Source organism: Moorena sp. SIO4G3 (genome assembly GCF_010692305.1).
In the GTDB taxonomy this organism is placed as follows: Bacteria; Cyanobacteriota; Cyanobacteriia; order Cyanobacteriales; family Coleofasciculaceae; genus Moorena; species Moorena producens_A.
Genome location: NZ_JAAHIG010000067.1, coordinates 25906 through 31905, shown reverse-complemented (window position 1 = coordinate 31905; position 6000 = coordinate 25906). Strand labels below are relative to the sequence as shown.

Annotated in this window: 5 protein-coding genes; 4 read left to right on the top strand and 1 reads right to left on the bottom strand. The window is 44.5% G+C overall.

Annotated elements, in window-relative coordinates; translation table 11 throughout:
• Together F6J99_RS14745 and F6J99_RS14740 are read left to right on the top strand one after the other, a co-directional pair.
• The coding region (locus tag F6J99_RS14745) for a DNA repair protein RecN (RefSeq protein ID WP_293113574.1) at positions 1-1383 on the top strand (1383 nt) is incomplete at its 5' end.
• A 348-nt stretch (positions 1384-1731) separates the two neighbouring features.
• Positions 1732-4317: an adenylate/guanylate cyclase domain-containing protein gene (locus F6J99_RS14740; RefSeq protein ID WP_293113573.1), complete on the top strand. Its 2586-nt coding sequence runs from the start codon at positions 1732-1734 to the stop codon at positions 4315-4317.
• A 122-nt stretch (positions 4318-4439) separates the two neighbouring features.
• On the opposite strand, the gene F6J99_RS14735 is transcribed toward F6J99_RS14740, so the two are convergent.
• On the bottom strand, positions 4440-4904 hold the full coding sequence (locus tag F6J99_RS14735) for a hypothetical protein (protein WP_293113572.1): 465 nt from the start codon (positions 4902-4904) through the stop codon (positions 4440-4442).
• A gap of 204 nt (positions 4905-5108) precedes the next feature.
• Here F6J99_RS14735 and F6J99_RS14730 point away from each other — a divergent pair, with 204 nt between their 5' ends.
• Together F6J99_RS14730 and F6J99_RS14725 are read left to right on the top strand one after the other, a co-directional pair.
• Positions 5109-5270 (top strand): hypothetical protein, encoded by a 162-nt coding sequence (locus tag F6J99_RS14730; protein WP_293113571.1) that lies wholly within the window; start codon positions 5109-5111, stop codon positions 5268-5270.
• Positions 5271-5468: 198 nt separating this feature from the next.
• A complete protein-coding gene (locus tag F6J99_RS14725) occupies positions 5469-5750 on the top strand; it encodes a helix-turn-helix transcriptional regulator (RefSeq protein WP_075897123.1) in 282 nt (93 codons plus the stop codon).
• The last annotated feature ends 250 nt before the right edge of the window (positions 5751-6000 follow it).

Genomic DNA, 6000 nt, shown 5'->3' with positions numbered 1-6000 from the left:
TTCGACCTTTACGGCGGTTCCCAAGTGATCCAACAGCGAGATCGAGTTGCATCTGCGTATATAGCTTGTCAAGAGGCCAAGAAAGCTCTAGAGACACAGCAAAGGTCTCAGCAAGAACGCCTACAACGTCTGGACTGGTTAGAGTATCAAATTCAAGACCTCAGTGCTGCCAACCTTAGCGCTCCGGACGAACTTGAACAGCTTGAACGTGAACACCAGCGTCTGAACCATGTTGTGGAACTCCAACAGAGGAGTTACCAAGTCTATCAAGCACTTTACCATAATGATCAGGGGACAAAAGCAAGTGCTGACTTATTGGGTCAAGCGGAAAGTACCTTACAGGATATGGTAGACTATGATAGTCAATTGCAACCTCTACTAGACTTAGTCAGTGGAGCATTGGCTCAAGTGGTGGAAGCTGCCCATCAGATTAATGCCTATGGAGATGGACTAGAGACTGATCCGGAACGTCTCCAAGTGGTGGAGGAAAGAATTGGGGTTCTTAAACAAATTTGCCGCAAATATGGACCAACCCTTGCTCAGGCAATCGCTCACTATGAGACCCTACAGGCAGAACTGGAAGAATTAGGCAGTGAAGGTGCATCTCTAGAAGAATTAGAGACAAATTACGCATTTAGTCAGGAAAACGTGACCGATGAATGTGAGCAACTGACAAAATTGCGCTATAGGGCTGGGTCAGAACTTGAAAAACAGCTGGTTAACCAGTTAAAGCCCTTGGCTATGGAGAAGGTAAAGTTTACAGTGGAAATCAACCCCATTGTACCCACGGCAGCTGGTGGAGATCAAGTCACCTTTTGCTTCTCTCCCAACCCCGGAGAACCCTTGCAACCTCTTGCTAAGACGGCTTCCGGTGGAGAGATGAGTCGATTTTTACTGGCACTGAAAGCTTGTTTTTCCAGCAGTAATCAGCCAGGAACAACCTTAATTTTTGATGAAATTGATGCTGGGGTGTCTGGTCGGGTAGCAGGAGCGATCGCAGAACGACTCTACCAACTCAGTCAACGCCACCAAGTTCTTTGTGTGACTCACCAACCGTTAATTGCTGCGATGGCAGACCAACATTTTAGGGTAGATAAACAGGTGATTGCTCAACCGATTTCTAGCATTTTGAAACAACCATCTTCCCCTCAAGGTAACCGGTCTGGCAGTACTCAAGTAGTTACCCAAATCCCAGAATCTGGAATGCCCGAGCTTCGAACTGTAGTCAGGATTAGCCTCCTGAATCATCCCCAAAAGCGGCAGGAAGAAATCGCTCAGTTAGCTGGTGGACAGTCGGCTCAAGACGCTATGAATTTTGCAGCTTCCTTGTTGTCCCAAGCTGCTAGCTGGCGTAAGACATGCACAGTGGTAAAACAGGACTAAGGCCAAACAACGAAAATTCGAGAGAGCTAAATCTTAAAACTTGTGAGGTTGTGATGCATTAGTTTAATAGTTGAATCGCAATTGATTAATTAAGCTACTGACAAATTAATCTAGAATGCAGTATAATCCAGTCAGGCCATATTTAACTCTCAATCAGAAAAAATCTACTCAGCGGCCAGCATAGAAGGTGCTCTCTAGGTAATCAACAGATTAGCCTTAAACTCAGATCAATTCGGTTAACTGGCTCTGACGAGTCAATAAGTATCAATCTAAGAGTCAATAAGTATCAAAAATACGCCATCATTAGATCGCTTCAGCAAATCAAAAGCTTTAGCGCAGGATAATTCTATGGTAGCTGCATCTGTTTATCAAAACAATTCAAATCAGGTGGAAAAGGGGAGCATATCTGAGGCAAATTCCTCAGCAGCTGGTTCGCTAGTTGCGGCAGGACAAGGAATATCTAACTTCCTAGCGCCTTTAAACCGGGAAAGTTTAAAACAAGTAGTCCCAAGTGTAGAAAGCGCACTCCACATCGTCAATCAAACCCTGTCGATGCTGGACGCTCTACTGGAAAACCAAGATTTTGAGAAGGTTCTCCAGGAGATTTTGAATGCGATTACTATCAAGACGGCAGAGTTAATGAATGCCGACCGAGTAACAATATTTTTTCTGGATGAAGACAAGCACGAACTTTGGTCGGTAGTAGCAAAGGGAGAGGGAAACAACACCTTAGGAGAACTGCGATTTCCAGCTGATCAGGGCATTGTTGGTGAAGTAGCTACTTTCAAACGGGTGGTTAACGTTCCCTACGATTTTTATGATGACCCTCGTTCTAACACTGCCAAAAAGTCTGACCAAAAAACTGGATATCGCACCTATACGCTGCTAGCCTTGCCCCTGTTGACTCGACAGGGAGATTTAGTTGCCGTAGTCCAATTACTTAATAAGATCAAAAATTCCTATACACAGAACGCTTCCTTAAACGAAAAAATTGATCAACAGGGCTTTACTGACGAAGATCAAAAACTGTTTAACGATTTTGCTCCTTCGATGCGGCTGGTTCTAGAATCTTCCAAGTCGTTGTACCGAGCTACCCAGAGACAAAGAGCAGCAACAGCACTGATCAAAGCCACAGAATCCCTCAATCTCAGCAGTTTGGATCTAGACGAAACCCTTAAGCGGGTGATGGATGAGGCGAAAACGCTGATGAAAGCTGACCGTAGTACCCTGTGGCTAATTGACCGAGAGCGTAATGAACTTTGGGCGCAAATTCCCCAAGCGGATGGTTCCTCCCAAGAAATCCGAATCCCAATGGGGGTTGGCTTTGCCGGGAAGGTGGCTCAAACTGGTGAAGCTCTAAATATTCCTTTTGACCTATATGATCATCCCAATTCTAACAATTCAAAAAAAGTTGATCAGGAATCTGGTTATCGCACCTGTAGCCTGTTGTGTATGCCAGTGTATAACTCCAATCAAGAGTTAATAGGTGTAACCCAACTAGTTAACAAGAAAAAGACCGGTGACTTTGAGCCCTACAATCCGAATGATTGGCCGAAAGCTCCCGCATGCTGGAAAGCAAGTTTTAATCGAATTGATGAAGCCTACATGAAGGCGTTCAATATTCAAGCTGGGGTAGCCATACAGCGAGCCAAACTGTTTGCCACCATCAAACAGCAGGAACAAATTCAGCGGGATATGCTGCGCAGTCTTAGTAATGGGGTTATTTCCACCGATAAAACCGGTAAGATTATCGCTACCAATGAAAGTGCCAAGAAACTGCTGGGGTATTACCCTGGAGACAGCTTGGAGGGGTTATCGGTTAGTCAGTTGATTAACATCAAAGGCGGAAATTTTGCTCAATGGCTCCAGAATGCTTTAACTGCCAAGACAGAAAAAGACAGCCGTCAGTACTACCCCGACCAAACCCTGATCTCACAGGGGCTAGAATCAACCAAGCATTGTGTGAATCTCTCGATTAACTCTATTGCTGATGCCAGCGATCAAACCCATGTCTATGGTGCGTTGGTAGTCATGGATGACATTAGTGATGAAAAACGCCTCAAGACTACCATGTATCGCTACATGACCCAGGAGTTAGCAGAGGAATTACTTAAACTTGATGACCATAAATTAGGAGGCGATCGCAAAGAGGTATCAGTTCTGTTCTCAGATATTCGTGGCTATACTGCCTTGACCGAAAGTTTAAAGGCAGAAGAGGTCGTGGGTATGCTCAACGACTATTTTGAGTCGATGGTGGATGCAATTTTTAAATATAAAGGTACCCTCGACAAATACATTGGCGATGCGATTATGGCTGTTTTTGGTTCGCCCTTGCCCCAAGAAGATCATGCTTGGAGAGCAGTGCAAACTGCCTTAGAGATGCGCCAGCGTCTCAAAGAGTTTAATCAACAACGTGTTAAAGCTAATCGAAAACCTTTAAAGATCGGGATTGGCATCAACTCCGATAGCGTCATTAGTGGTAATATGGGTTCAACTAAACGAATGGAGTTTACCTCTATTGGTGATGGAGTCAATTTAGGTGCTCGCTTGGAAACGGCTAGCAAGCAATACGGTTGTGACATCCTAATTAGTGAAAATACTTACAGAGCTTGTGTGGACCAGATCTGGGCTAGGGAATTGGACAAGGTAATTGTTAAGGGCAAGACCAAGCCAGTATCCATTTATGAATTGGTCGGCCTAAAATCTGAACCGATTTCGGAGTACAAAGCACGAATCATTGAACATTACTACAAAGGCCGTCAGTATTACCTCCAGCGACAGTTCGCCCTCGCCATGGGTGAGTTTGGCACTGTTCTAGAAAAATATGACAAAAATGACCAAGCCTCTGTATTGCACCTGAGGCGTTGTCAGCGCTTTCTTCAAGAACCTCCTAACGATGACTGGGATGGTGGCTGGAAGTTGTTAGAGAAATAGTCGTTAGTCCTTAGTGATTGCTCAAAGCAAATTGTTAAGGCCATATCCCATAAAATAGGCGCTTAGCAACGGGTACAAGCCTAAGTCTTGTTTAAATTAACTAAGGACTAATGGATTAAGGATTAGAGAACCTTGTGAGTGTACTCATGCTGTTTGACATTATCTTCCTTAGTAACAACTCGCTGCATATTTAGCAACCGCTTGCGTTCTGTGGAAAAGTTGAAGTTATCAAAGGTTGTGCCGAGGGGAATATGAGCGATCGCTTCTGGACAACTCTTGTAAGTGCGTGCAGCGGCGAGGGCTCGGTTAGTAAAATCATCGCAAAACTGAGCATCCTCTGGAAACTCAGCGGGTTTGAAAAGGCTATCCCCTGAGATTACTTTACCTAGAGTCGTACCACAAGCCACTGAGTAAGATGTAGGAACACTTTTAAGCAGTGCTTCTAGAGAGGCTGAGGGGATGGGTTCAATAATTTGAACTTGATGAACTTCACCCTCTTCTTTGATAAAGCAGGTGGCTAAGCCTACCACCAGGTAGTTATCGGTAGATAAATCCGGAGCATTAGCTAAGGTAGTTACAGCGGTCATAAGACGATTTCAGTACAGGATTTGAAACCAAGATAAATCACCCGCTAAGATAAATCAAATCAATAGCTTTGGTGGCATTCTATCAGGATAGCAGGTCAGCTGACACCTACCCGGTGCCCTTGACCCGTAATTAAATTCGCGTGATTCTCGCACCGTTTAATCCAATAGCGGCTCACCTAAGTCTTTTCTATTCTTCTCTTCTTGATGCAAAGCGCGAGTGGGGGAAACCCCCTTTGGCGGCGCTGCATCGCTAAGTCTGGTGGTGGAGTGATGGCTTTTTGCCATTGTCTTGATGCAGTCGCTCATGGGGGGAACCCCCTTTGGCGGCGCTGCATCGCTAAAGCAAGCTTACTATCAGCCAACTAGGAGCCATATTTGACTGCAGGTGGATGACGTATAACGGATTGAGCTGTTATTTGTAGATTTAAGGATGGCTGGGTTAAACAACCTGGAAGCGTTATGATTAGGTTTCAAAAAGCAAAAGCAGTTTTTGGCTACCTGCCATTATCTGTTTTTGTTCATACCTTTGATTATATGGCTTTGAAAACTATACATTAAAGTATAATGCTACGTGAACATCATGACATAACCCTACTAAAGTTGCGCCAGCAAGTTGGCTTAACTCAGCGAGAACTTGCTGAAGCCCTTGGAGTAACCCAGAAAACCATTTCCATTTGGGAAAGGGGCAAAATGCAGCCTAAGCTCTCCTTTTGGCAGACTAAGTTAATCATGGAAAAGCTCAAATGCACCCTTGATCAGCTAATCATTGCCACTGAGCTGAAACACCAGAATGAAAATGAAATTAAACCACCAAGAATGATACCACATAATCCCAGATTTTTCTAAAACTCAAGGGTGCAATCTTGGCCTTTGGCTAGGTATGAATGAGGCACCGATTGCAACGGCTGGCTGCCTAGAATGGGTTTGCTAGCGTCAGCACTAGGGCGCTAGTCGTTTGAATCTATTACGATCTGCACAATGCGCTTTGCGCTTTGGTAAATCCTCGTTTGGACTATAGCTGAGTAAAAACCATTTCGTTACCAAATTCGTTACCAAAACTGTTACGAGGACTATGCCCACGGTTAGCATACTCTAC

Bases quoted from the DNA above. Each gene is read 5' to 3' on its own strand.
- F6J99_RS14730 (WP_293113571.1), top strand. From the start codon at position 5,109: ATGCAAAGCGCGAGTGGGGGAAACCCCCTTTGGCGGCGCTGCATCGCT.
- F6J99_RS14725 (WP_075897123.1), top strand. From the start codon at position 5,469: ATGCTACGTGAACATCATGACATAACCCTACTAAAGTTGCGCCAGCAA.
- F6J99_RS14740 (WP_293113573.1), top strand. From the start codon at position 1,732: ATGGTAGCTGCATCTGTTTATCAAAACAATTCAAATCAGGTGGAAAAG.
- F6J99_RS14735 (WP_293113572.1), bottom strand. From the start codon at position 4,904: ATGACCGCTGTAACTACCTTAGCTAATGCTCCGGATTTATCTACCGAT.